The sequence below is a fragment of the Paracoccus cavernae genome, assembly GCF_042430175.1.
In the GTDB taxonomy this organism is placed as follows: domain Bacteria; phylum Pseudomonadota; class Alphaproteobacteria; order Rhodobacterales; family Rhodobacteraceae; genus Paracoccus; species Paracoccus cavernae.
Window position 1 is genome coordinate 1 of record NZ_JBHMDZ010000018.1, and the last position, 612, is coordinate 612.

1 protein-coding gene is annotated in these 612 nt (G+C 66.5%); it reads right to left on the reverse strand.

The window, feature by feature from the left end:
- On the reverse strand, positions 1–597 hold a 597-nt coding region (locus ACFFUC_RS12440), incomplete at its 3' end, for a hypothetical protein (RefSeq protein WP_377686685.1).
- Between the last annotated feature and the right edge of the window lie 15 nt (positions 598–612).

Genomic DNA, 612 nt, shown 5'->3' on the forward strand with positions numbered 1-612 from the left:
CTCGAGATAGTCGCCGCGCGGGCTGGCCTTGGCCGAGGTGCCGTGATCCCAAAGATGCCAGCCGGGCAGGATCGCCTTGCCGGAAGCTTCCGCCACCGCTCTGGCCTGCGCGTTCCAATAGCTGAAATTGCTCCAGACCGTGGCCGTTCCCGAGCCTGTCGCCGGATCGGCATCCATGTCTTCGATCGCAATGCCGGGGATGCCGTGGCAGCTGGTGACAACCGGCACCTGAGCCAGGCCGAGATCGCGACGGTGGGCATTGAGCAGAGCGAAGGCCGGAAAGGCCATGCCGCTGGCACCGCTACCCGTCTGCGCCCGCGCGAAGCCGGTTGCGGCTTTGCTCAGGTTGTAGCCCTTTGAGCGCGGCCCGAGCGTATCGGCAAGCGGCACCGCATCCGAGAATTGCATCCCCGCGAGCTGAAGGCAGTGATCACCGCCCAAAGCCTCGAGCATCGCGCGCGTCAAGGTGGCCGTGAACGCGCCGCCGACCGTCAGGGACTGGCCGTTGACACCGCAGAGCTGCACCGCAGTCGTCGACAGAAGCCCGCCCTCGATCTGGAGCTTGCCGCGGCCGCGATCCCAAAAGTCTTGCGACATATGCGCGTCGAAGCC